Source organism: Sorangium sp. So ce394, assembly GCF_051474665.1.
GTDB lineage: Bacteria > Myxococcota_A > Polyangia > Polyangiales > Polyangiaceae > Sorangium > Sorangium cellulosum_D.
The window spans coordinates 5,671,598-5,694,814 of record NZ_CP150339.1; the positions used below are offsets into that span (position 1 = coordinate 5,671,598).

General features: G+C 74.3%; 15 protein-coding genes. 11 read left to right on the plus strand and 4 right to left on the minus strand.

Translation table 11 applies throughout. The annotated features are described in order from the left end of the window. Positions 1-7 precede the first annotated feature (7 nt). Entirely contained in the window at positions 8-433 is a 426-nt protein-coding gene (locus WMF33_RS20785) for an EVE domain-containing protein (protein WP_437338773.1), read from the minus strand. Between the two features lie 331 nt (positions 434-764). Between WMF33_RS20785 and WMF33_RS20790 the strand changes: the two genes are divergently transcribed. Then, a complete protein-coding gene (locus WMF33_RS20790) occupies positions 765-1,811 on the plus strand; it encodes an RNA polymerase sigma factor (RefSeq protein WP_437338774.1) in 1,047 nt (348 codons plus the stop codon). 234 nt (positions 1,812-2,045) lie between these two features. Further along, a complete protein-coding gene (locus WMF33_RS20795; protein ID WP_437338775.1) occupies positions 2,046-3,050 on the plus strand; it encodes an OmpA family protein in 1,005 nt (334 codons plus the stop codon). 26 nt (positions 3,051-3,076) lie between these two features. Here the strand turns inward: WMF33_RS20795 and WMF33_RS20800 are convergent, their stop codons facing one another. Continuing rightward, on the minus strand, positions 3,077-7,480 hold the full coding sequence (locus WMF33_RS20800) for a hypothetical protein (RefSeq protein ID WP_437338776.1): 4,404 nt from the start codon (positions 7,478-7,480) through the stop codon (positions 3,077-3,079). Positions 7,481-7,621: 141 nt separating this feature from the next. Here WMF33_RS20800 and WMF33_RS20805 point away from each other — a divergent pair, with 141 nt between their 5' ends. From WMF33_RS20805 to WMF33_RS20825, 5 genes are all read left to right on the plus strand, one after another. Continuing rightward, positions 7,622-7,900: a type II toxin-antitoxin system Phd/YefM family antitoxin gene (locus WMF33_RS20805; protein ID WP_061629788.1), complete on the plus strand. Its 279-nt coding sequence runs from the start codon at positions 7,622-7,624 to the stop codon at positions 7,898-7,900. Beyond that, positions 7,897-8,274, plus strand: coding sequence for a type II toxin-antitoxin system RelE/ParE family toxin (locus WMF33_RS20810; protein WP_437338777.1), 378 nt, complete (start codon positions 7,897-7,899; stop codon positions 8,272-8,274). Before WMF33_RS20805 ends, WMF33_RS20810 begins: the two co-directional genes overlap by 4 nt. A gap of 141 nt (positions 8,275-8,415) precedes the next feature. Next, on the plus strand, positions 8,416-10,821 hold the full coding sequence (locus WMF33_RS20815; RefSeq protein WP_437338778.1) for a peptide ABC transporter substrate-binding protein: 2,406 nt from the start codon (positions 8,416-8,418) through the stop codon (positions 10,819-10,821). A 170-nt stretch (positions 10,822-10,991) separates the two neighbouring features. Then, positions 10,992-12,008, plus strand: a complete 1,017-nt coding sequence (gene galE, locus WMF33_RS20820) for a UDP-glucose 4-epimerase GalE (RefSeq protein WP_437338779.1) — start codon at positions 10,992-10,994, stop codon at positions 12,006-12,008. Positions 12,009-12,053: 45 nt separating this feature from the next. Beyond that, on the plus strand, positions 12,054-14,369 hold the full coding sequence (locus tag WMF33_RS20825; protein WP_437338780.1) for a peptide ABC transporter substrate-binding protein: 2,316 nt from the start codon (positions 12,054-12,056) through the stop codon (positions 14,367-14,369). Positions 14,370-14,505: 136 nt separating this feature from the next. Here WMF33_RS20825 and WMF33_RS20830 read toward each other — a convergent pair whose 3' ends face one another. Then, the gene (locus WMF33_RS20830) at positions 14,506-16,101 is read right to left on the minus strand and encodes a protein kinase domain-containing protein (protein ID WP_437338781.1); all 1,596 of its coding nucleotides are present in this window, start codon (positions 16,099-16,101) and stop codon (positions 14,506-14,508) included. A gap of 106 nt (positions 16,102-16,207) precedes the next feature. Between WMF33_RS20830 and WMF33_RS20835 the strand changes: the two genes are divergently transcribed. Continuing rightward, positions 16,208-18,607 (plus strand): glycoside hydrolase family 31 protein, encoded by a 2,400-nt coding sequence (locus WMF33_RS20835; protein ID WP_437338782.1) that lies wholly within the window; start codon positions 16,208-16,210, stop codon positions 18,605-18,607. Positions 18,608-18,633: 26 nt separating this feature from the next. On the opposite strand, the gene WMF33_RS20840 is transcribed toward WMF33_RS20835, so the two are convergent. Then, complete coding sequence (locus WMF33_RS20840; protein ID WP_437338783.1) at positions 18,634-19,533, minus strand: LysR family transcriptional regulator; 900 nt, start codon at positions 19,531-19,533, stop codon at positions 18,634-18,636. Positions 19,534-19,582: 49 nt separating this feature from the next. On the opposite strand from WMF33_RS20840, the gene WMF33_RS20845 reads away from it, so the two are divergent. The 3 genes from WMF33_RS20845 (at position 19,583) to WMF33_RS20855 (ending at position 23,048) form a co-directional block, all read left to right on the plus strand. Further along, a complete protein-coding gene (locus tag WMF33_RS20845; RefSeq protein WP_437338784.1) occupies positions 19,583-20,299 on the plus strand; it encodes an SDR family oxidoreductase in 717 nt (238 codons plus the stop codon). 330 nt (positions 20,300-20,629) lie between these two features. Then, positions 20,630-21,904, plus strand: coding sequence for a parallel beta-helix domain-containing protein (locus WMF33_RS20850; RefSeq protein ID WP_437338785.1), 1,275 nt, complete (start codon positions 20,630-20,632; stop codon positions 21,902-21,904). After that, positions 21,876-23,048, plus strand: coding sequence for an SO2930 family diheme c-type cytochrome (locus tag WMF33_RS20855; protein ID WP_437338786.1), 1,173 nt, complete (start codon positions 21,876-21,878; stop codon positions 23,046-23,048). The genes WMF33_RS20850 and WMF33_RS20855 overlap by 29 nt, the downstream gene beginning before the upstream one ends. Positions 23,049-23,217: the final 169 nt, after the last annotated feature.

Sequence of the window (23,217 nt, forward strand, 5' to 3'; positions counted from 1 at the left end):
GCCCGCGTCAAGCGATCTTGGTCTTGCCCAGCTTCAGCACCCGGTCGAAGTGCTCCTTCGAGACGGGGACCACGCTCAGCCGGGACTTCTTCAAGAGCGCGATCTCGACCAGCGACTCGTCGCCGCGGATCGTGTCAAGGGTCACCTGCACCTTGAGCGGGGCGACCGGCTCGATGTCCACCACGCTCCAGTCCTCCTCCGCCTCGGCGGTCGGATCCGGGTACGCCTCGCGCTTGACGCGCGCCACGCCCGCGACCGCCTTGCCCTCGTTCGAGTGATAGAAGAGCACGAGATCCCCCGGCTTCATGGCCCGCATGTTGTTGCGGGCCTCGAAGTTCCGGACGCCGTCCCACATCGTCTGGCCGTCGCGTATGAGCTGCGCGAACGAATATTTTTGAGGCTCGCTCTTCATCAGCCAGTAACGGCGAGACATGCACGATCTCCCGGGCGGGCATGAGGGCGGCGGCGGTCGGGCCGTCGCGCCCCCATCTTCGACGGACAGCCCGTCGATGTGACCGGGTACCCTAGCACCCCCCCGTTCCGTCGGTGATCACGATCTTGGCGCCGTCCGGCGAGGTCCCGCCGGGCCGCGCCCTCGTCAACCTCGTCGCCGTCGAGCGGCAGGGGGCCGGAGGACCATGCCCGACGGTCGGCACCGCGCGCCGCGCCACGGCGTGTGACGCCCGAGCGACGTGTGCCGTATTCTCGAGCGGGCGCGTCACACTCCGCGGCCGCCGCGCGATGCAGGGGCGATGAGCACGACGATGACCACCGAGCCCAGCCCCCCCGCGACGAACCCCCTGGCCGAGCCAGGGATCCGCCGCGCCCTCGAGGAGTTCGTGCGACGGCGGGTGCCGAGCGGCGAGGTCGACGACGTGGTGCAGACCGTCCTCTGCGAGGCGCTCGCCTCGCCCGCGCGGCCGGCCGACCCGACGGAGCTCCGGCGATGGCTGCTCGGGATCGCGCGCCACAAGGTGGCCGACCACCACCGGCGCTCGTTCCGGGAGACCGCGACCGAGCTGCCCGACCTGCCGGTCGGTCCGCCGCCCGTCGAGGCGCGCGAGCTGGCGCGCTGGGCCGAGGAGCAGGCCGCGGCGAACCGCGACGGGCGGCAGACGCTCTCGTGGATGGCCCGCGAAGGCGAGGGAGAGAAGCTCGAGAGCATCGCCGCCGAGGAGCAGGTGCCCGCCGCCCGGGTGCGGCAGCGCGTGTCGCGGATGCGGCGGTGGATGCGGGAGCGCTGGCTCGCGGAGCTCGCCGCGGCCGCGGCTCTGGCGATCCTCGCGATCGTGATCGTCCGGCTCCTGCGATCGACGAGGGACCTGCCCGAGGTCGCGCCGCTGCCCGAGCCGCCGCCGAGCGCCCCGCCCGTCGAGGCGCCGCCGCCGCTCGAGCGGCTCGACCCGCTGGAGCGCGCGCGCTCCCTGAGGGCCGAGGCGCTGCGCGCCTGCGACGACGCGGCGTGGCGCCGGTGCCTCGAGCAGCTCGACGAGGCGGACCGGCTCGACCCGCGAGGCGGCGCCGCGCCCGACGTCGCGGCGGCGCGCGAGCGTGCGCTCGACGGGCTCCGCGCGCCGACGGACAAGCCGCCGGCGCCGCGGCCGATCCAGGAGCAGCTGCCCGTCAAGAAGTCGAAAGCGCGGGACGAGACCGACGTTCGCCCCGCGCCCCCGCCCCGCCAGGACGTCGCCCCGACGCCCACCTTGTCGGCGCCTGTGAGGCCGCTGCTCAAGTCGAAGAAGCCACAGGCGCCTGACCTGAAGCGCAGTGGTGCATTCGAAAAAATGGATTTCCCGCCCGAGAAACGCTAGCTCCGCCCGCCAGGCGAGCCACGTCGCGCCCGGGGGAGTCGATCTCGATGGCTCGCCAGCGGTGCTGTCGTCTCCGGAGCGGGTCCGACGCGCCGCCGAGGGGGAGACGCGCGCCTCGCCGTGCGTTTAAATCTCGCAGTTTCCGGCGCAGTCGTCTAAACACGCTGGCGCTCGGCGCAATCAAGGACGCCAAGGAGAGGAGCCCAGGAGATGCGAACCACGAGATGGCTTGGAATGGCATTCGCAGTATCGCTGCTCGCCGCGAACGCCGGCTGCGCGAAAGAGCCCCAGATGCAGGCGCAGCCGCCGGCGCCGCCGGCGCAGCCGACCCCGCCGCCGGCCCCGCCGGCCCCGCCGCCGGACGCGGACGCGGACGGCGTGCTCGACGACGGCACCGACAAGTGCGTCGCCGAGAAAGAGGACGGCCTGCCGCCGGACGCCAAGGACGGATGTAAATCCACCGACCCGGACGGTGACGGCTTCGTGGCCGAGGCCGACAAGTGCCCGAACGAGGCCGAGGTCAAGAACAATTACAAGGACGATGACGGTTGTCCCGACGTCCCCCCGGTCGAGCTCGCCAACAATGAGGTGAAGCTCAACGCGAAGATCGCCTTCGCCGCCGGCAAGGCCGATATCGAGCCCGCCTCGCAGGAGCTCCTCGCCAACATCGCCCAGATCTTCAAGGACCATCCGCAGATCCAGTTCGTCGAGGTCGCGGCCTACTCCGAGAAGGTCGGCAACGACGCCGCCACCGTGGCGCTCACGAAGAAGCGCGCCGACGCCGTGGTGAAGGCGCTGACCGCGCTCGGCGTCGAGAAGAACCGGCTGCGGGCCGCCGGCTACGGGGCGCACTGCGCGTCCGACGCGGGCGAGACCGAGGAGGCGAAGGAGAAGAACCGCCGGGTCGAGATCAAGATCATGCGGCTCGATGGCAAGGACACGGGCGTCGAGCTCGCGTGCGCCGCGGCCGTCACCAAGGGCCTCAAGCCGGCCGGCGTGCCCGCCACCGCGCCGAAGGGCGCCGCAGCCGCGGCCCCGGCCCCGAAGGCCTCCGACGCGAAGCCCGCCGCCGCGCAGCCCGCCGCGGCGAAGCCGGCGGACGCGAAGCCCGCTGCCGCCCAGCCCGCCGCCGCCCAGCCCGCCGCGGCGCAGCCCGCGCAGCCCGCGGACACGAAGCCCGCCGCGGCGAAGCCCGCCGATCAGAAGCCGGCCGAGACGAAGCCCGCCAGCGTGAAGTAGGCGCGAGGCGGCGGGCGGGCAGGCGGCTACCGGTCGTCGGCCTGCCCGCGCGCGGCGGCGAGCAGGCGCAGGAGCGCCTCCTTCGCGCGCTGCCTCCGCTGCGCGTCGGGCAGCGCGCCCGCGCGCAGGCGCTCGACGTCGGCGCACAGCGCGGCGCGATCGGCGGGAGGCTCGCCGCAGAGCCGCGCGTGCGCGCCGTCGGCCCGCGCGCTGCGCGGCGGCGGCTCGCCCGCGAGCGCGGCCGCGGCGGCCTCGATGAGGTGCGCGGTCGCCGCCGCGTCGTCGCTCTCCCCCGTCCACCGATCGACGAACTCGGGCTGCTTCGCGAGCCGCGCGAGGACGTCCCAGCGCTCCGCGCGCACGGCGAGCTCCGTCGCGAAGAGCACGACCTTCAGGTTGCGGCCGAGGTCCGGGAGGGCGCGCGTCTCGCCGTCGAGCGCGAGCACGTCGTCGACGACGCTCGCGTCGAGCGCCGCGGCCGCGCAGCGCACCGCGACGCTGAGCAGGTCGGCGCGCAGCGCCGGGCCGAGGGCGGGCTCGCGGCCGAGCGCGCGCGCGGCGGCGAGCACGAGCGGGCCGCAGTGCCCCTCGCGCCGCTGCCGCGTGAGCAGGACGCCGGCGTCGTAGAGCCGGCCGCTCCGGCGCAGCGCCTCCACCGCGGCCGTGAACGCGTCGGGGTCGTACGTGCCCCGCTCCGCGGCCGTGAGGAAGCCGTCGAGGCTGCGCAGGACGGGGCACGCCGCGGCGCTGCCCGCGCGCCGGAGGTGCGGCAGCCTGCCGAGCACGTCCGCGATGCGCAGCGAGAGCGCGAGCGGATAGGTGCCGCACGCGGGCTCTTCGTAGCCGCCGAGCTCGACCTTCGCCTCGGTGCACGCGAGCGGGCCGGCGACCGCGGCGAGCGAGCGCGCGGTCCTCGCGACGAGCGGGCCGACGCCCGGCGCCGCGGCGAGCCCGGCGGGGAGCGGATCGAGCAGCGCCCGGACCGCGGCGTCGTCCGCGTCGGGCGGCAGGAGGCCGCGCACGAGCGTCCAGAGATCGCCGGCCAGGAAGGGGTGGCCGGCCTCGGCGGCGAGCTGGGCGTCGATCGCGAGCAGCGCGCGCGCGTCGTGGCCCCAGGCGAGCGGCTGCTCGGGGCGCAGCGCCCGCGGCCCGAGCCGCAGGCCGAACGAGAGCGCGGCGATGGCCCGGCGCGCCGCGGCCGCGCCGCGCTCGGCGTCGCCGTCGAGGAAGTGGTAGGCGGCCGCGAGCGCCGCCGCGGCGACGTAGGCGCGCGCGGCGTCCTCGTCGCTCTGGGGCGAGCCCTCGGGCGCGAGCGCCGCCGTGAGCGCGCCCTCGGGCTCGCCGCGGGTGCGGAGGCCGAGGCCGAGCTGGAAGCCGGTCGACCCCTCGAGGAGCCCGGCGCCGTACGAGACGTCGAAGCTGAGCGAGAACACGCGGGTCGCGGTCTTCTCCTCGTAGCGGTAGGTCATGCGCGGGACGCGCAGGCCGCGCGCGTCGGCGGACGCGAGGACGCGGTCGAGCGCGTCGCGCGCCTCGGCGCGCCGGCCGCCGGCGAAGTCGCGCACGGCGCCCATGACCGCGAGCACGTCGCCCGCGTCGGCTGTCTGGCAGGCGTCGTCCGACGCCGCGCGCATCGCGTCCGCGTAGGCCGACGGGTCCGGGGCGACGCCGCGCCGGGCCTTCGCGATCTCGCTCAGGTACGAGAGCGCCCACGCGACCCGGCTGCCGCGCTCGCTCGCGAGCGCGACGGCCTCCGGCGACGGCGGCCCGCCCAGCACGGCCGCGCCGAGGAGCGAGGTGAGCAGCGCGAGGTCGGCCTGGTCGCGCAGCCCGAGCGCCGAGAGCGCGCTGGCGTAGCCGACGAAGAGGCCCCGGACGTCGCCGTCCGCCCGGGAGGCGGGCAGCGACGCGAGCGCGTCGAGGAGGGCGACGCCGGCCGGGCCCTGCCCGGCGCCGCGCGGCGACGCGCCGCCGCCGAGCGCCGCGGAGAGCCCGCGGAGCACCCGGCCGAGCGGCGCGCCGCTCTGCTGCGCGAAGCGGTCCGCGGTGGCGGACGAGAAGAGCGCGCGGGCGAGCGCGTAGCCGCCGGTGAGCGCGTCCGCGAGGCCAGGGTCGCCGAGCCCGTCGAGGCCCGCGGCGACGGCGGCCTCGGCGTCGGCGTCGGGGACGGTGAAGCGCACGCGCGGCTCCTGCGCGCCGGCGCGCGGGGCTCGGCCCGCGCCTGGCGCGGCGAGCAGGTCGATCGCGTCGGAGAGGAGCGTCACGAGGAGCCGCGCCTGCCGCGCCCACGCGCCGTCGCCCTGCCGGTACCGCGGCGCGAGCAGGATCCGGCCGCGGACGTCGCCGAGCCGCGCGAGCGCGCGGCGCGCCTCGGGGGTCGGCCCGCGCCCGGCGGCGGCGCACGCGTCCTTCGCGGGCGGGGGCTTGCGCGAGCGCTCGGTGAGCACCACGGCGAGGACGCCGTCGGCGAGCGCGGTGATGTCCTCCACGAGGCCGGGCGGGGGCGCGTCCGCGTCGCCCGCCGCGTCGCCGCCCGGAGCTCCGGGCGCCGCGAGCCCCGCGACCGCGCGGCGGAGCGCGTCGCGCGCCGCTCGGCGCTCCGGGGGGAGCCGGGCCGCGTCGGTCGCCCGCGGATCCAGCGCGCCGGCGGCGCCGAGCGCGGCGTAGCGCGAGAGGCTCGCGGCGAGCGCCGCGAGGCCGGGGTAGGGGAGCGCCGGCGCGGGCGCGAGCGCGCGCTCGATCTGCGCCGACGAGAACGCGAGGTCGGGCGCCTGATCCGAGAGGAGCCGGTACGCCGCGTCGGCCGCGTACAGGCCGGCGACGCCCCAGCCGGCCTGCGCGGTGAGGTCGCCGCGCAGCTTCGCGGTGAGCGCGCCCTGGAGGGCCAGGAAGTGCGCGGGCTGCACCTCGGGCGGGTACGACATGCCGGCGAAGACGCCGGCGAGCGCCGCGCCGAGGACCGCCTCGGGGTCGCGCGCGTCGGCCATGCGGCGCTGGACGGCGACCTGCGTGAGGTCGACGATGGCGTCGCGGAGGCGCTCGTCGGCGAGCACCCCGGGGCTGTAGGCGAGGGGGATCTGCGCGAGCGCGCGGTAGCGGCGCGGCTCGGCCTCGGCGAGCGCGCGCAGCGCGGCGAGGTGCGCGAGGCCGAGCTCGGTGACGCGGCGGCGCACGGCGCTGCCCGCCTGGCCTGCGGCGGGCGCGGGGCCGCGCTCGTAGAGCAGGCTCGGCGCGTGGGCCCACGCGGTGCTCGTCTGGTCGACGGCGCGGACGAGCGCCTCGTAGCGCGGCAGCCACGCGTCGAGCGGCAGCCGCCTGCCCGGCGCCGCCGCCCCGGAGCTCCCGGCCGCGGGCGCGGCGTCGCCCGGGGCGAGGGCGCCGGCGAGCGCGGCGGCGAACACGAGGTCGCGGGGCCCGTCCATGGGCGGGGCGAGGTCCCGGCCGCAGCCCGGGGCCTTGCCGAGCAGGTCGTCGAGCGCGGCGCGCCGGTCCGCGGGCACGGCCCGCAGCACCGCCGCGCCGCGGGCGCGCCACGCCGCGCGGCCGTCGCGGGCCGTGCGCACGCGGAGCAGATCGCCGTAGGGCGTGTCGCCCGGGGCGGGCGGAGGACCCCCCGCGGGCGCGCCGGCGGCGCCGGTCGCGTCGCCGTCGTCCTCGAGCGCGACGCCGGCCGCGCCGAGCAGCTGCAGCGCGTACCGGCCGCGCAGCGCGGGCTCGTCGTTCGGGTCGCGCCCCTTCAGCGCGGCGGCGAGGGCGTCGGCCGCGCGGGCGGCCTCGACGTAGCGGAAGGCGCCGGCGGCGCCGAAGGCGCGGCGCACGAGCGCCGCGAGCGCGATGTCGTCCGCGGCGCGCGCGAGCGCCGCCTCGCCGCGCGCGATCGGCGCGAGGCCGGCCATGAACGGCCCGAGCGGGTCGCGCGGAAAGATCTGGACCGCGCCGCCGCGAGCGCGCGCGTGGATGAGGTGCTCGTACCCGAGGGCCTCGCCGAGCGCGAGGAGCAGCGCGTCGGCGCCGAGCGCGCCGGGGTCCGGCAGCGGCGCGGCGCGGATCCAGGCCGCGTCCGCCGCGCCCCCGCGCGGCGCCTTGCCGGCGCCCTCGGCGCCCGCCTCGACGACGATCGCGACGCCAGGCCTCGATCCGCCGCGCCGGTCGAGGTCGCGGAGCAGGCGCGCCCACGGATCGCCTTCGTCCCGGGCGGCGCGCGCCTCGACGTACCCCAGGGCGAGCTCGCGCGGCGCGCGGCCTTCGGCGAGGGCCGCGGCGAGGGCGCGCTCGCACGCGTCGAGGTGCGCGGGATCGCAGCGCGCCGCCGGCGGGGGCGCGCCGCCCGCGGGGCTCGCGCCGCCGCAGCCGGCGGCGAGGAGCCCGAGGGCGAGCGCCGAGCAGACCGAGAGAGCGGCCGACGAGACGATCACGCGAGCGTGCAGCATGACGAGCGCGCGACCTACCACGAAGACCGCGGGAGGGCTGCGATGGGATCGCGGATCGGATGGGGCCGGCTCTCCGCCGGGTTGCGACGACCCGGGGATCCGTTAGAAGATCGGGGCACCTCGACGCGACAGGAGCACCGCATGGCGATTTCTCCCGAGGACATCGTGCCGCTGAGCCAGGCGGAGGCTCGGCTCACGGAGCTTGCAGACCAGGTTCGCGCGGGTCACGAGAAAATCCTGACGCGCGACGGGGAGAGCTACATCGCCCTCGTCGATGCGCGCAGGCTCGATCACTACCATCGCCTGGAACGGGAGCATGTCCACCTCACCCTCCTGGATGAGGCGGAGCGCGGTCTCGACGATCTCGAGGCAGGGCGGACGCTGAGCGTCGAGGAGCTCCGCGAAAAGCACGGCCGATGAGCCGTCGCGCCGCGGTTCGGGTCACCGAGAACTTCGAGCGCAACCTGGACGACATCCGGCGCTTTCTCGAGGAGGCGGAGCTCTCCTCGGCGTTCGGCGACCTGCTGGATCTCCTCTTCGACGACGTGATCCCGAGCCTGGAGGTCTCTCCTCAGATCGGGTTCGATTTCCTCGCGCGGGCGCCGCAATCCATTGAGGCCGACGCGCGGATTCAGGCGCTCCGGCGCCGTCTAGGCCCCGATTCGTCGCTGAGGGAGTATATCGTCGGCGACTATCTGCTGCTCTATACGCTCAGCGGCGAGCGCGTTCATCTGCTCTCCATCAAGCACCATCGCCAGCTGTCGTTCGATCTGCAGGCGCTCTGGCGCCGGTGAGCGCACGCCTTCGATGTTCCGTGCGACCGTGGAGGTCCGCCCGCGCGGCCGCCCACGACGAGGACGCGCGTCGCCTGCGCCACGTCCGAGCCGCGCAGCCACGGTCTTCCTGCCCCTACCGCCCCGTGCTACTTCCGCAGCATGCGACGGGCTCCGGAGCGACGAGGTGCCGGCGGCGAGGGGGGCGGCGGGAGCGCCGGTCGAGCGGCGCGGGGGGCCTTCGCGGCGCTCGGGCTCGCGGGCCTCGCGCTCGCGGCGTGCAGCGAGGGCGAAGGCGGATACGCCGGGTCGACCTCGCGCGTCGGCAAGGACGAGACGACCATCTACATCAACAACGGCGGAGAGCCGGAGTACGTCGATCCGGGAAAGTCGAACGACTCGGCGAGCGCCACCCTGATCCAGCAGGTGTTCGAGGGGCTGACCACGTACGGCGCCGGCGACCTTCGCCCGGTCCAGGGGGTGGCGACGCGCTGGGAACAGAGCGACGATAACCGGATCTTCCGGTTCCACCTGCGGCCCGAGGCGCGCTGGTCGGACGGCAAGCCGGTGACGGCGCACGACTTCGAGTACGCGTGGAAGCGCGTGCTGCGCCCCTCCACCGCCTCGCTCGCCGCGACAAACCTCTACGTCCTGAAGAACGGCGAGCTCTTCAGCGCCGGCAAGCTCAAGGCGCTGCGCGAGGCCGCGACGCTGCGCGCGGCGCCCCGGCCGGACGCCCCGGCCGCGCTCGAGCTGCCCAAGGGGTCGTTCGTCGTGGTGCTGGCGCGCTCGCCGATCCAGGTCGACACCGCGATCGCGCCGCTCGCGGCGCTGCCCGAGGGCGCCGCCGCGGTGACGTTCGCGAAGGGCGACGGCAAAGGCGGCGCCGGAGACCGGCTCTCGTTCGGGGAGGGCGGCGCGGCGCCCCTCGGCCCGGCGGCCGGCGGCGGCTGGCAGGGCGCCGTGGTCGACATCGTCGGCGCGGGCCCGCCGTGCCAGTGCAACGGCGCCGCCGACCGCTGGTTCGAGGTCGCGCGGGACGGCGCGCGCGGCTTCCTCCCGGGCTGCCTGCTCGTCCCCCCCGCCGCGGGCAAGGCCGGCGCGGGCGCGGCGCCCCGCGAGACGTACGCGGTCGTCACGCCGCACGCGGACCTGCCCACGTACGAGCCCGCGGCGGCCCCGGCGCCCGCGCAGGGCGAGCCCCCGGTCGGGTTCGTGCCCGACGCGCTCCTCGTCGAGGACGACAGCGCCGTCGGCGTCCGCGCCCGCGACGACCTCACCCTCGACGTGCAGCTGGAGCTGCCCACGCCGTACTTCACCGATCTCACGAGCTACGTGACCCTCTTCCCCGTGCGCAAGGACGTCATCGAGGCGTTCGCGCAGCGCGGCGAGCCCGAGCTCTGGTTCCGCCCCGAGAACATCGTGGTCAACGGCCCCTACACGCTCGATGAGTGGAAGTTCCGTTACGAGATCACGATGAAGCGGAACCCGATGTACTGGAACCGCGACAAGCTGAAGATCCACCGCATCGTCTGGCTGGAGATCGAGCAGTACAACGCCGCGATGAACATCTACAAGGCGGGCGATCTCGATTACTCGGGCGACAACTCCTCGCTTCCTTCCGAGCACCTGGACTGGCTGTCGACCAAGAAGGATTTCCAGCGCTATCCCTACCTCTCCACGTACTGGTTCGAGTTCAACACGAGGAAGCCGCCGGTCGACGACGTCCGCGTCCGCCGGGCGCTCAACCTCGCCGTCGACAAGCAGCAGATCGTCGAGAAGATCACGCGCGGCGGGCAGACGCCGGCCACGCACTACGTCCCGGACTACACGGGCTCGGGCTACGCCGAGGCGGTCGCCGAGGACAGGCGGCTCGGGGTCGATCCGTTCTCGTCGCCGGACGTCATGTTCAACCCGGAGCGCGCGCGCGCGATGCTCGCCGAGGCGGGCTACGAGGTCGTCCGCGAGGGCGACGGATACCGGGCGAAGAACTTCCCGGCCCTGGAGATCCTCTACAACACGAGCGAGGGGCACAAGCAGATCGCCGTCGCGGTCCAGGACATGTGGAAGCGCCACCTCGGCGTCTCCGCCACGCTGCGGAACGAGGAGTGGAAGGTGATGCTCAAGAACGTGCGCGACGGCCATTTCCAGGTCGTGCGGTTCGGCTGGATCGGCGAGTACAACCACCCGGCGACCTGGCTCGGCACGCTGCTCTCGTACAGCCCGCAGAACCGGACGGGCTGGGCCGACAAGGAGTTCGACGAGCTGATGCGCGCCGCCGCGGCGACGTCCGATCCCGCGGAGGGCATCCGGGCGTTCCGCAAGGCGGAGAAGCGGGCCGTCGACCGCATGCCCAAGATGCCGCTCTACTTCTACACGAAGTCGGCGCTGGTGAAGCCCTGGGTCAAGGGGTTCAAGGGCAACGCGCGGAGCTTGCAGCTCGTGAAGTGGTTTTGGATCGACCCGCGCTGGCGCGACGACCCGTCGAACGAGATCGCGTTTCCTCAGCTCGAGCTCCCCGCGCCGGGCCGGCTCGGCCCGGCCCTGGGCGGGCCGACCGCGCCCTGAGCGCGACAGGCAGCCGCGGCAGCGCCCGCGGGCCGCGCGGCGCGATGATGCGGCGCAACGATTTCGCGGGCCGAGCGGCCGCGGGGTGAGGAGACGTCCCCGTTGACGCGCTGGCCTGGGCCATGGCCTCATCCACCGGAGAGCAGCATGGACCCTCTCGGGAGAACGACATGAGCAAGACGATCCTGGTCACCGGAGGCGCGGGCTACATCGGCTCGCACACCTGCGTGGAGCTCCTCCGCGCGGGCTACCGAGTGGTCATCCTCGACAACCTCTGCAACAGCCGCAAGGCGGCCGTCGACCGCGTGGAGCGGATCGCCGGCAAGCAGGTGACGTTCGTCCGGGGCGACATCCGCGACGCGGCGCTGCTCGATCGGCTGCTCGCCGAGCACCCGATCGACGCGACGATCCACTTCGCGGGGCTCAAGGCGGTCGGCGAGTCGGTCGAGAAGCCGCTCGCCTATTACGAGAACAACGTCGCCGGGACGGTGTCCCTGCTCAAGGCGCTCGACGCCCGGGGCGCGCGGAAGCTCGTGTTCAGCTCGTCGGCCACCGTCTACGGGGATCCGGAGCGCGTGCCGCTCGACGAGGGGTGCCGGCTCGGGCCGGCCAACCCCTACGGGCAATCCAAGCTCATGGTGGAGTACATCCTGCGCGACGTCGCGGCCACCGGGGGCTGGTCGCTCGCGTCGCTGCGCTACTTCAACCCGGTCGGCGCGCACGAGAGCGGGCTCATCGGCGAGGACCCGAACGGCACTCCGAACAACCTGACGCCGTTCATCACGCAGGTGCTCGTGGGGCGGCGCGACAAGCTCCGGGTGTTCGGGGGCGACTGGCCGACGCCGGACGGCACCGGCGTGCGCGACTACATCCACGTGGTCGATCTCGCGCTCGGGCACCTCGCCGCGCTGAACCGCATCTTCACCGTCGGCGACAGCTTCACCGTCAACCTCGGCACCGGGCGCGGGAACTCCGTGCTCGAGGTGGTGGCCGCGTTCGAGAAGGTCAGCGGCAAGCGGGTCCCCTACGAGATCGTCGCGCGGCGCCCCGGGGACGTCGCCTCCGTGTACGCGGACCCGGCGCGCGCGACGGAGCTCCTCGGCTGGCGCGCGGAGCGCGACCTCGAGACCATGTGCCGCGACAGCTGGCGCTGGCAAGAGCAGAACCCGAAGGGGTTCGCCGACTGACACCGCATCTCTCGAGCGCGTCGCTGGATCCGTGATGGGTGGAATTTGAACCACAGTGGCACAGTCCTCGGCGCGCTGCTCGCGACGCTCGCGGCCTGCACGAGCGAGGGCGAGGGCTACGTCGGGACGACGGCGCGCACCGGCAAGGACGCAGCGACCTTCTACGTCAACAACGGCGAGGAGCCGGAATACCTCGATCCCGGCAAGGCCGTCGACTCGGTGAGCATCTCGCTGCTCCAGCAGATGTTCGAGGGGCTGACCGCCTACGGCCCCGGCGACCTCCGCCCGGTCCAGGGGGTGGCGACGCGCTGGGAGCAGAGCGACGACAACCGGATCTTCCGGTTCCACCTGCGGCCCGAGGCGCGCTGGTCGGACGGCAAGCCGGTGACGGCGCGCGACTTCGAGTACGCGTGGAAGCGCGTGCTGCGCCCCTCCACCGCCTCGCTCGCCGCGACGAACCTGCACGTCCTCAAGAACGGCGAGCTCTTCAACCTGGGCAAGCTCAAGGCGCTGCGCGAGGCCGCGACGCTGCGCGCGGCGCCGCGGCCCGACGCGCCGCCCGCGCTCGCCCTGCCGCGGGGCGCGTTCGTCGTCGTGCTCGGCCAGTCGCCCGCCCGGGTGACGTCGGCGGTGCCGCCCCTCGCGGCGCCGCCTCCCGGGGTCGCCTCGGTGACGTACGCCGAGCCCGACGAGAAGACCGGCGCCGGCGAGCGGCTCTCGTTCGGCGCGGTCGGCTCGGCCCCGGCGCCCGCGCCCGTCGACGCGGCCGCCGACGGCGCGTGGCGCGGCGCCGAGGTCGCCCTCCTCGCGGCCGGCCCGCCGGTCGCCTGCAACGGCGCGGCCGACCGCTGGTTCGAGATCGAGGGCCCCCAGGGCCGCGGCTTCCTCCCGGGCTGCCTGCTCGGGCCCGCCGACGATGCCGCGTACGCGCTCGTCGCGCCCCACGCGAGCCTCCCCACGTACGACCCCGCCGCGCCGCGGTCGTCGCCGCCCTCCGGCGGCGGGGTGACCGGGTTCGTCGCCGCCTCGGAGCTCGTCGAGGACGACGCCGCCGTGGGCGTGCGGGCCCGGGACGACCTCACCCTCGAGGTTGAGCTCGAGCAGCCCACGCCCTACTTCACCGATCTCACGAGCTTCGTCACGCTGTTCCCGGTGCGCCGCGACGTCATCGAGCCGTTCGAGGCGCGCGGCGAGCCGGAGCTCTGGTTTCGCGCCGAGAACATCGTCGTCAACGGGCCCTACCAGCTCGACGAGTGGAAGTTCCGGTACGAGATCACGATGAAGCGGAATCCGGCGTACTGGGCCCATGACGCCCTCCGGATCCACCGGATCGTCTGGATGGAGATCGCCCAGTACAACGCCACTTTGCAGCTCTACAAGGCGGGGGATCTCGATTACCTCGGCGACAACTCCGAGCTCCCGTACGATCACCTCGGCTGGCTGTCCGGGAAGAAGGACCTCCGGCGGATCGAGTACCTCTCCACCGTGTACTACGAGGTCAACACGGCGAAGCCGCCGCTCGACGACGCGCGCGTGCGGTGGGCGCTGAACCTCGCCGTCGACAAGCGCGAGCTCGTCGAGAAGATCACGCGGGTGGGGAAGCCGGCGACGCATTACGTGCCCGACATCACCGGATCCGGCTACGCCGAGCAGGTGGCGGAGGACCGGGCGCGCGGCGCCGATCCGTTCGCGAGCCCCGAGGTCGGCCACGACCCCGCGCGCGCTCGCGCGCTGCTCGCCGAGGCCGGGTACGAGGTCGTCCGCGAGGGGGACGAGCTCCGCGCGAAGGGGTTTCCGCCGCTCGAGGTCCTCTACAACACGGGGGAGGGGCACGGGCAGGTCGCCGTGGCCATCCAGGACATGTGGAAGCGCCACCTCGGGATCTCCGCGACGCTGCGGAACGAGGAGTGGCGGGTGATGCTCAAGAACCTCCGCGACGGCAACTTCCAGGTGATCCGGCTGGCCTGGTACGCCGACTACAACCATCCGCAGACGTGGCTCGGCAACTTCCTTTCGTACAGCCCCAACAACCGGAGCGGCTGGGCAGATGCGGAGTTCGACGAGGAGCTCCGCCGGGCCGCGGCGATCGCCGATCCGCGGGAGAGCATCCGTCGCTTCCGCGCGGCCGAGCGGCGGGCGCTCGACGGCATGTGCCGGATCCCGCTCTATTTCGAGGAGAAGACGACGCTGGTGAAGCCGTGGGTGAGGGGGTACATCCCCAACGCGCGGAACACGCAGCTCGTCAAATGGCTCTGGATCGACCCCGACTGGCAGCACCGGCCGGCCGGCGAGCCCCCGCCCGTGCTGGAGCTGCCGCCGCCGGGGCGGCTGGGGGCGGCGCCGGGCGCGCCGCCGCCGTGACCGGTCGACGCGATGCACGCGGCCACCGGCTCCGGGCTTGCCCGGCCGTCGAGCGCGCCCTCGCCGACCGGACACCCGGGTCGCGCGGTCGGCACGCCGTGAGAGGCGCCACCGCGCGATCGCTGGAGGGCGTCTCCTAGTATCCCAACCTCGGATCGATGGGGCCCTCCAGGGCAGAGTCGTCTTCGTTGGTCTTGGCAACAGGTCGAGCCGAAGGGGCCGTCACCGGTAGCTTACGCGGACCGCGCACCCTGGTTCCGGCAGGCGAAGCTGCCGGTGGTGGACCCATGATTCGTGGACCCATGATTCCAGGAACGCGACCCGAAGGGGACGCCGGTGAAGTCCCTGAGGGGTCAACCACGGAAGACGGCACAGCCGGCACGGAGATCCCAGCCGCCAAGCTCACGCGCTCTCGCATCTTCTCGGCACGCGTTGCCGACGTCGGCGTGAGCGTGCGCGTCGTCCCGGACAGCAGGAAGAAGCACGCCACGCCGAGCGCCACCGTGGCCGCCAGCGCGAGCGCGGCGGCGTGGCTCGCCCGGGCCCTGAACGGGCCGTGGCGGAGCCGCCGGGCGACCTGCTCCCCCGCGCCCAGCGAGGCGCGCGCCCTCCGCCGCGCCGCCGGCGCGCCCGCGGCCTCGCTGGGCGCCGTCGGCTCCACGCCCCCCGCGGGCCCCGGCGCCGGAACCGTCGTGTCGGTGCCGCTCACCGGCGAAGCGCCGCCGACCTGCACCACCCACCGCTCCACGCCCTCGACCGTCCCGACGACCGTCGGCGCGTCCCGCCCGGCCTCCGGCGCCGGGGCCGCGGCCACCTCGCGCGGCGCCGGACGCGCCAGCAGCTGCTCGTCGAGCGCCCAGCCGCCCGCCGGCAAGAGCGGCCCCATCGCGTCCAGCATCGCCGCGGCGCTCGGGAAGCGCCGGTCCGGATCGCGCTCCAGCGCGCGCTGCACGAGCGCCGCCACCTCGGCCGGGACCCACGGGGCCCGCGCCCGGATCGGCGGCGGCCCTTCGGTGCAGATCGCCAGGATGAGGTCGCCGAGGGCGTGGATATGCTCGTGGGGCACATGGCCCGTCAGGGCGTGATAGAGCACGACGCCCAGCGACCAGATGTCGGTTCGATGATCGATGTCCCGGAGCCCGCGCGCCTGCTCCGGGGACATGAAGTGGGGAGAGCCGAGGATCGCCCCGCTCTGCGTGAGGCCGGTCGTCGTCGTGAGGCCCTGCGCCGCCTGCTCCTTGATCTTGGCGATGCCGAAATCGAGCAGCTTGACGGCGATCTCTCCTTGATCGACGCGCGCGAGGAACAGGTTGGCGGGCTTGATGTCCCGGTGGACGATGCGCATCTCGTGCGCCCGCGACAGGCCGCGGCACGCCTGCGCCGCGATCCGGAGCGCGGCTTCCGGCGCGAGGGCGCCGGCGCGGCGGAGCCGCTGGTGCAGATCCTCGCCCTCGAGGCGCTCCATGACCATGAAGGGAGCGCCGGTCGCCGGGTCCGCCCCGGCGTCGATCACGCTGACGATGTGCGGGTCGTCGAGCATCGCCACGGTGCGCGCCTCGCGCTGGAAGCGCTTCAGGGCGAGGCCACCCCCCTGAAGGGCAGCGCCGTGCATGACCTTGACGGCGACCCGCCGCTCCGACGCGGCGAGCTGCGCTTCGTAGACGGCGCCCATCCCGCCTTGGCCGAGCAGGCGAATGATCCTGTATTTCCCGCCGAGCGTCTCCCCGACCACGGCGCGAGCGTAGGAGAACCTCGCCGGCGCTTGCAACAGCAGGCCCGCATTTCCGCGCCGCGCGGCGATCGTGGCGAGCGCGGCGGGCCCCGGCTAGAGTCGCCGCATGCTCCTCACCGACGCCGCGATCGGCGCGACTCACGTGCTCCTCTCCGGCGCGCGCGCCGCCGTCGAGATCCGCTGTCCAGGCCCCGGCGTGCTGCGCGTGCGCCACGCCCCCTCGTCCGCCGTGACGGGCTTCACGCACCCCGATCTGCCGCCCAAGCGCTCCTTCGCCGTGGTGGCCGAGGGCGCGCTGCCGCTCTCCGCGCGCCGCGAGGGGGACGCGCTCCACGTGAGCGCCGAGGGCGCCTCTCTCGAGGTCTCGCTCGCCTCGGGCACATGGACCTTCGGCGACGGAGAGGGCCGCGCCCTCGCGCGCAGCGAGGGCGTGTCCGGCGAGGTCCGGCCGGCCTTCCCCGTCGACGAATTCCGCTCGCGGCTCTCGCTCGCGGCGCCGCCCGGCGAGGCCTACCTCGGCTTCGGCGAGAAGGTCGGGCCCCTCGACAAGCGCGGCCTGCGCTTCACCTTCTGGAACACCGACGCTTTCCCGCCGCACGTCGAGTCCGACCCGCTCTACGCCTCGATTCCCTTCTTCCTGGCCCTCCGCGGCGGCGCCGCCTGGGGCTTCTTCCTCGACGAGCCGTGGCGCTCGGAGGTCGATATCGCCCTGAGCCACCCGGATCGCATCGAATGGGAGTCGCGGGGGCCCGAGCTCGACGTCTATCTCCTCGCCGGCCCGCGCCCGGCCGACGTCCTCCGGCGCTACGCCGCGCTCACCGGGCTCCCCGCGATGCCGCCCCTCTGGAGCCTCGGCGCGCACCAGTCGCGCTGGGGCTACGAGAACGAGGACGACGTGCGCGGCGTCGTCCGCGGCTACCGCTCGCGCGGCCTCCCCCTCGACGTGGTCCACCTCGATATCGATTACATGGATGCTTACCGGGTGTGGACCTGGGACCGCTCGCGCTTCCCGGACCCGGCGCGGCTCGCGCGCGATCTCGCGGCCGAGGGGGTCAGGCTGGTGACCATCGTCGACCCCGGGATCAAGGCGGATGTGGGCTACGCCGTGTACGAAGAGGCGCGCGCGCGCGACTTCCTCGTCCGGCTGTCGCGCGGCGACACGCTCGTGGGCGAGGTCTGGCCCGATCCAGCGGTCTTCCCGGATCTGACGCGCGAGGACGTGCAGCGCTGGTGGGGCGATCTGCAAAAGGCCTTCATCGACGCGGGCGTCGCCGGCATCTGGAACGACATGAACGAGCCGGCGTGCTTCTCCGTCCGGCCCGACCGGGGCCTGCCCGCGCCGAACGGCGGGCGCACCTCGGGCCTCGGCACGATCGAGGGCAGCACGCTCCCCTACGACGCGCGCCACGGCGCCCGCCGGCACCTCGAGGTCCACAACGTCTACGGCCTCGGCATGTCGCGCGCCGCCCACGAGGGGCTCGCCCGCCACGCGCCGGAGCGGCGCCCCTTCGTGCTCACGCGCGCGGCCTTCGCCGGCATCCAGCGCTACGCCGCGGTGTGGACCGGCGACTTCGCCAGCAATTTCACGCACCTGGAAGCGTCCATCCCGATGCTCCTCGGCCTCGGCCTCTCGGGCGTGCCGTTCGTCGGCGCGGACATCCCGGGCTTCGTCGGCCGCGCCAACGGCGAGCTGCTCGTGCGCTGGATGCAGGCCGGGCTGTTCTACCCGTTGATGCGCAACCACGCGGCGCGGGGCCGGCCTGCGCAGGAGCCGTGGCGCTTCGGCGAGCCGTACCTCGGCCTCGCGCGCGCCGTGCTCGAGCGGCGCTACCGGCTCCTGCCGACCCTGTACACGCTGATGCGCGAGGCGGCGGAGACGGGCCTGCCGGTCATGCGGCCGCTGTCCCTCCTGGCGCCCGAGGATCCCGAGGCGCTCCACGCCTACGATCAGTTCCTCTTCGGCGACGACCTGCTCGTCGCGCCGGTGGTGCGGCCGGGGCAGTCGAAGCGGCTGTCGTACCTGCCCGCCGGCGCGTGGATGGATTTCGCCAACCTGGAGCGCGCGGGGAGGGTGGACGAGGGGGGGCGCCACGTCATCGCCGATGCGCCGCTCGGGGTGGTCCCCGTATGGCTGCGCGCCGGGGGCGCGGTCGCGCTCACCGCGCCGCGGATGCACACGACGAGCGCGCGCTGGGAGGAGATCACCTGGCACGTGCACGCCGCGGAGCGGGTGAGCGGCCGCCTCTACGAGGACGAGGGCGACGGGCACGGCGCGTCGCGCACGACGCGGCTCTCGGGCGGCTTCGACGGCGCGGCGTTCACGCTCGAGCGCAGCGTCGAGGGAGAGCTGCCGGCGCCGGCGGCGCGCGAGGTGGAGACGATCCGGATCTACGGCGTGCCGCCGCCGCGCGCCGTGGTCGGGGCGAGGTCGCACCGCGCGCTGGACGGCGGCGTCGAGCTCGAGGTGGCGGCCGACTGGCGGCGGATCGAGCTCCGGGCGTCCTGAGCGCCGGCGGCGCCGGCGCGGGGCGCTCAGCCGTGCCGGATCACCCAGTCGAGCGCCAGGCGCACCCGCGCGGGGAGGAGCCGCCGCGACGGGTACACCGCGAAGAGCTCGCGCGGCTCGACGGTGCGGCCCGCCACGGTGAGCTCGACGAGCGCCTCGCCGTGCTGCGCGATCACCTCGCGGGGCGCGCAGACCGCGCCCAGCCCCTGCGCCGCCGCGGCGATCGCCGCGCGCGGATCGTTGACGCAGAAGCGCGCGCGCGGCCGGACCTCCTCGACGGAGCCGTCCCGCCGGCGGAGGCGCCACGCGGCGTCCGCGCGGCTCAGGACGGCGGGCAAGTCGCCGAGCGACGCGCGCGCGAGCCGCGTGCGGCCGCGCAGGGCCTCTTGCACGAAGCGCGGCGACGCGGCCAGCGCGTACGGGAGCGACCACAGGCGCCGCGCCACGAGCTCGGCGTCCTGAACGGGCCCCGCGCGAAACGCCAGATCGATGCCCTCTTCGACCAGCGGGACCACCGCGTTGGTGAGCGTGAGCTCCACGGTCAGGCGAGGGTGCCGGGCGGCGAAGGCGGACAGCGCCGGCGCGATGCGCTGCGCGCCCGTCATCACCGGCGCCGTCACCCGGAGCCTGCCCGCGGGCTCGTCCTCGCGATCGGCGACCCGGTCGAGCACCGACCCGAGCTCGTCGAGCAGGGGCCCGGCGCGCTCGAGCAGCCGCGCGCCCTCGCCGGTGAGGCCGACGCGGCGGGAGGTGCGCTGGAGCAGCCGCACCCCCAGCGCCTCCTCCAGCAGCGCCACCCGGCGGCTCACGGTGCTGGTGGGCACCCCCGTGCGCCGCGCCGCCTCGACGAAGCTCAGGTGGTGCGCGACGGCCGCGAAGAGCCGCACGTCCTCGAGGGAGATCATCCCGTTCATGGGACGAAGCATGCCATATCGTCCCATGGTGCTCGCGGGGCGCGCGCGTTACCCCTCCTTCATGAACCTTGAACACCAGCATGTCGTCATCATCGGGGGCTCGTCGGGCATCGGCCTCGGCGTGGCCAGGGCCTGCCTCGCGCGGGGCGCGACGCTGACCCTCGTGAGCCGCTCGCCGCAGAGGCTCGCCGCCGCCGCGGCCGAGCTCGGGGAGGGGCGCCGCGTGCGCACCGTCGCGGCCGACGCGACCCAGGAGGCCGAGGTGCAGGGCCTGTTCAGCGAGCATCCGCCGGCGCACCACGTGGTGGTCACGGCGGTGCAGGGCCATTACCAGCCGATCCGCGAGCTCGACGTCGCCGCCGCGCGCCGCACGATCGACTCGAAGCTCGTGGCGGCGCTCCACATCGCCAAGCACGCGCGGATCGAGCCGGGCGGCTCGCTCGTCTTCACCACCGGCATCGCGGCGGCGCGGCCGGGGCCGGGCGGCGCGGTCATCGCGGCGGCGAACGGCGCGCTCGAGGCGCTCGTGCGCGCCCTGGCCATCGAGCTCGCGCCGGTGCGCGTGAACGCGCTGTCGCCGGGCTGGGTGGACACGCCGATCTGGGACTCCATCGCCGGCGGCGAGAAGGAGCAGCGGTTCGAGCAGCACGCGCGCCGTCTGCCGGCCCGGCGCGTCGGCGCGCCCGCGGACATCGCGCACGCCGCGCTCTTCCTGATGGGCAACGGGTTCACGACCGGCGAGACGCTGCACGTCGACGGGGGGCACCGCCTGGTCTGAGCCCGTCCGCCGGGGGCAGTGCTCAAAAAATCGAACATGAAGGCGGGAAGGTGGGAAGAAAAGATCAATGATCTTCCTGCCTTCCCGCCTTCAGGGGAGCTCTCTCCGGGCAGATTCGAGCACTACCCCGCCGAGGCGGCGTGACGCGGCGGGAAGCGGCGAGGCGCGAGGCGCAGAGACGGGGCTCACCGCCGGAGAGCTCGCCGATTTGTTGTGTCATTGCGCTAACTTGTGCGCGATTCGACCGCGGAGCGAGGTTGGACAACCCGAGCGCGCTCCGGTAGCCTGCTCGGTGTGAAATTCCAGCGAAATGTCTTCTTGGGAGCCTGCATGAGCCTGGCGCTCGCGGCGGTCGCCTGCAGCAGCGAGGAAGGGGTCACCCCGGCCAGCGGCACTGGCGGGGCGGGGGGCGGCACCGGCGGGGCGGGCGGCGGCACCGGCGGGGCGGGGGGCGGCGGCGGAGCGGGGGGCGAGGACGCGTGCGCGATCCGGCTCGCGCCGGGCGACGACGACACGACGGCGGTGCAGACGGCGCTGATCGACGCCGCGCCCGGGGCGACGGTCTGCTTCGAGGCGGGGACGTTCTCGTTCACCACCGAGCTGTCGCTCGACGTCGACGGCGTGACGCTGATCGGCGCGGGCAAGGACGAGACGATCCTGGACTTCTCGGACCAGGACACCGGCGCCAACGGGCTCCTCATCCGCGGCGACGGCGTCACCGTGCGGGATCTCCAGGTGCGCAACACGCCGGGCGACGGCATCCGCGCCGACAGCGTGCAGGGGATCGCCTTCCGCGACGTCGCCGTGATGTGGGAGGCGGACGCGTCGGAGGACAGCGGCGCTTACGGCCTCTACCCGGTCGGCTCGACCGACGTCGTGATCGAGCGGTGCGTGGTCAAGGGGGCGCGCGACGCCGGGATCTACGTCGGTCAGTCGCAGCACATCCTCGTCGCCTCGAACGAGGCCTACGGCAATGTCGCCGGCATCGAGATCGAGAACTCGACGGATGCGGTCGTGCGCGACAACTACACGCACGACAACACGGGCGGCCTGCTCCTCTTCAACCTGCCGGATCTGCCGGTCCAGGACGGCAAGCGCGTCAACGTGTACAAGAACCGGATCGAGAACAACAACGGCCCGAACTTCGCCGCCGCGGGCACCGTCGTCGCGGCCCTGCCGCCGGGGCTCGGCGTCATGATCCTCGCGTCCGACGACAACGAGGTTCACGAGAACGAGATCCGGGGCAACCAGTCCGTCGCGGTGGCGATCCTGAGCTATAGCGAAGATCTCCTCGGCCCGGTGATGGACGACGATTTCGACCTCTTCCCGCAGGGCAACTCCGTCCACGACAACGTCTACGAGGGCAACGGGACGGAGCCGCTCCCGTTCTTCTCGCTGTTCACGGAGATACGGCCGATGCCCGACGTGGCCTGGGACGGCTGCACCGACCCGAGCGCCGAGGACGACGGTCACCTCGTCAACTGCGTCTCGGAGCCCGAGGCCACGTACGTGAACTTCAACCTCTGCGGCGAGCTGCCGGCGGAGAGCCAGGACGTCTCTGCGGTCGAGTGCGCCTATGACCCGCTCCCTCCCGCGCAGCCTTAGCCTCGTCGCGTGCCTCTCGCTCGCGGCCTTCGGCTGCGCCGGCGAGGGGGACACCCGGCCGGGGGGCGCCCCGCCGCCCGAGGAGCCCGAGCGACCCGATCCGCCGGATCCGCCCGAGCCGCCGCAGAAGAGCGTGCCGTACGACACGCTGTCGGAATACGGCTTCTTCGAGGGCGCGCTGTCGGCGCTGCGGCCGGCCGAGGGCGTGATCCCCTACGAGGTGGCCGCGCCGCTCTGGGCCGACCACGCCGGCAAGGGGCGATTCCTGGTGCTCCCGGCGGGGGAGCAGATCGCGGCGAGCGAGGTGGAAGACTGGGAGTTCCCGCTCGGCACCATCGTCATCAAGACGTTCTTTCTGGGGCTCGATCGGCGCGATCCTTCGAGCGCCGCCCGCATCCTCGAGACACGCCTGCTCATCCTCGGGGAAGAGGGGTGGAAGCCGCACACGTACGTCTGGAACGAGGAGCAGACCGAGGCGACGCGCAGCGTGGCGGGCGCTCGGATCGCGCTCGACGTGATCGACGCTTCGGGGAGCCCGGCGCGCGCGCAGTACCTCGTCCCCAACACCAACCAGTGCAACAGCTGTCACGAGCGCGACGACCGCACCGCCGTGCTCGGGCTGATCACCCCGCAGCTGAACCGCGAGATCGTCGTCGACGGGGCGCCCCGGAACCAGCTCGCGTGGCTCGAGGCGCAGGGGATCTTCCGCGCGCCCCTCGGCGCGCCCGAGCGGCTGCCCAGCTTCCCGGATCCGTTCGGCGACGCGCCGCTCGACGCACGCGCCCGGGCGTACCTGCACGGCAACTGCGCCCATTGCCACCGCCCGGGCGGCGGCGGCGGCGTGAGCGGGCTGGTCCTGCTCGCCTGGGAGACCGACCCGTCCAAGAACGGCGTGTGCAAGGTCGCGGCGGCGGCCGGCGCGGGCACCGGCGGGAACACCTACGATATCGTCCCCGGCGCCCCGGAGGAGAGCATCATGATCTTCCGCATGCGCTCGACCGATCCCGAGATCAAGATGCCGGAGCTCTCGAATCGTCTGCCGGACGCGGACGGCGTCGAGCTCGTCCGCGCGTGGATCGCCGCGATGGAGCCCGAGGGGTGCGGCGCCGCCGCGCCCGCACCCGACCAACCCGCCTCGCCCTGACCGGCCCGCGCGGGACGACGCAGCGCATTAGTTCTCTCTCTTGCCAAACGAGGCAGGATTCCGTCGGATGCAGCAGGGCTGAATTAAGCGATCTCCACGCGATCGTGGCGGCAGGCGCCGCGCGATCTCGCGTAGGATTCCAGGGGCGACGTTGACAACCCCCACGAGG

Excerpts from the sequence above, each read along its gene's own strand:
- WMF33_RS20840 (WP_437338783.1), bottom strand. The coding sequence starts at position 19,533 with ATGCTTCGTCCCATGAACGGGATGATCTCCCTCGAGGACGTGCGGCTC.
- WMF33_RS20785 (WP_437338773.1), bottom strand. The coding sequence starts at position 433 with ATGTCTCGCCGTTACTGGCTGATGAAGAGCGAGCCTCAAAAATATTCG.
- WMF33_RS20850 (WP_437338785.1), top strand. The coding sequence starts at position 20,630 with ATGAGCCTGGCGCTCGCGGCGGTCGCCTGCAGCAGCGAGGAAGGGGTC.
- galE (WP_437338779.1), top strand. The coding sequence starts at position 10,992 with ATGAGCAAGACGATCCTGGTCACCGGAGGCGCGGGCTACATCGGCTCG.
- WMF33_RS20790 (WP_437338774.1), top strand. The coding sequence starts at position 765 with ATGACCACCGAGCCCAGCCCCCCCGCGACGAACCCCCTGGCCGAGCCA.
- WMF33_RS20795 (WP_437338775.1), top strand. The coding sequence starts at position 2,046 with ATGGCATTCGCAGTATCGCTGCTCGCCGCGAACGCCGGCTGCGCGAAA.
- WMF33_RS20800 (WP_437338776.1), bottom strand. The coding sequence starts at position 7,480 with ATGCTGCACGCTCGCGTGATCGTCTCGTCGGCCGCTCTCTCGGTCTGC.
- WMF33_RS20815 (WP_437338778.1), top strand. The coding sequence starts at position 8,416 with ATGCGACGGGCTCCGGAGCGACGAGGTGCCGGCGGCGAGGGGGGCGGC.
- WMF33_RS20855 (WP_437338786.1), top strand. The coding sequence starts at position 21,876 with ATGACCCGCTCCCTCCCGCGCAGCCTTAGCCTCGTCGCGTGCCTCTCG.
- WMF33_RS20805 (WP_061629788.1), top strand. The coding sequence starts at position 7,622 with ATGGCGATTTCTCCCGAGGACATCGTGCCGCTGAGCCAGGCGGAGGCT.
- WMF33_RS20810 (WP_437338777.1), top strand. The coding sequence starts at position 7,897 with ATGAGCCGTCGCGCCGCGGTTCGGGTCACCGAGAACTTCGAGCGCAAC.
- WMF33_RS20845 (WP_437338784.1), top strand. The coding sequence starts at position 19,583 with ATGAACCTTGAACACCAGCATGTCGTCATCATCGGGGGCTCGTCGGGC.
- WMF33_RS20835 (WP_437338782.1), top strand. The coding sequence starts at position 16,208 with ATGCTCCTCACCGACGCCGCGATCGGCGCGACTCACGTGCTCCTCTCC.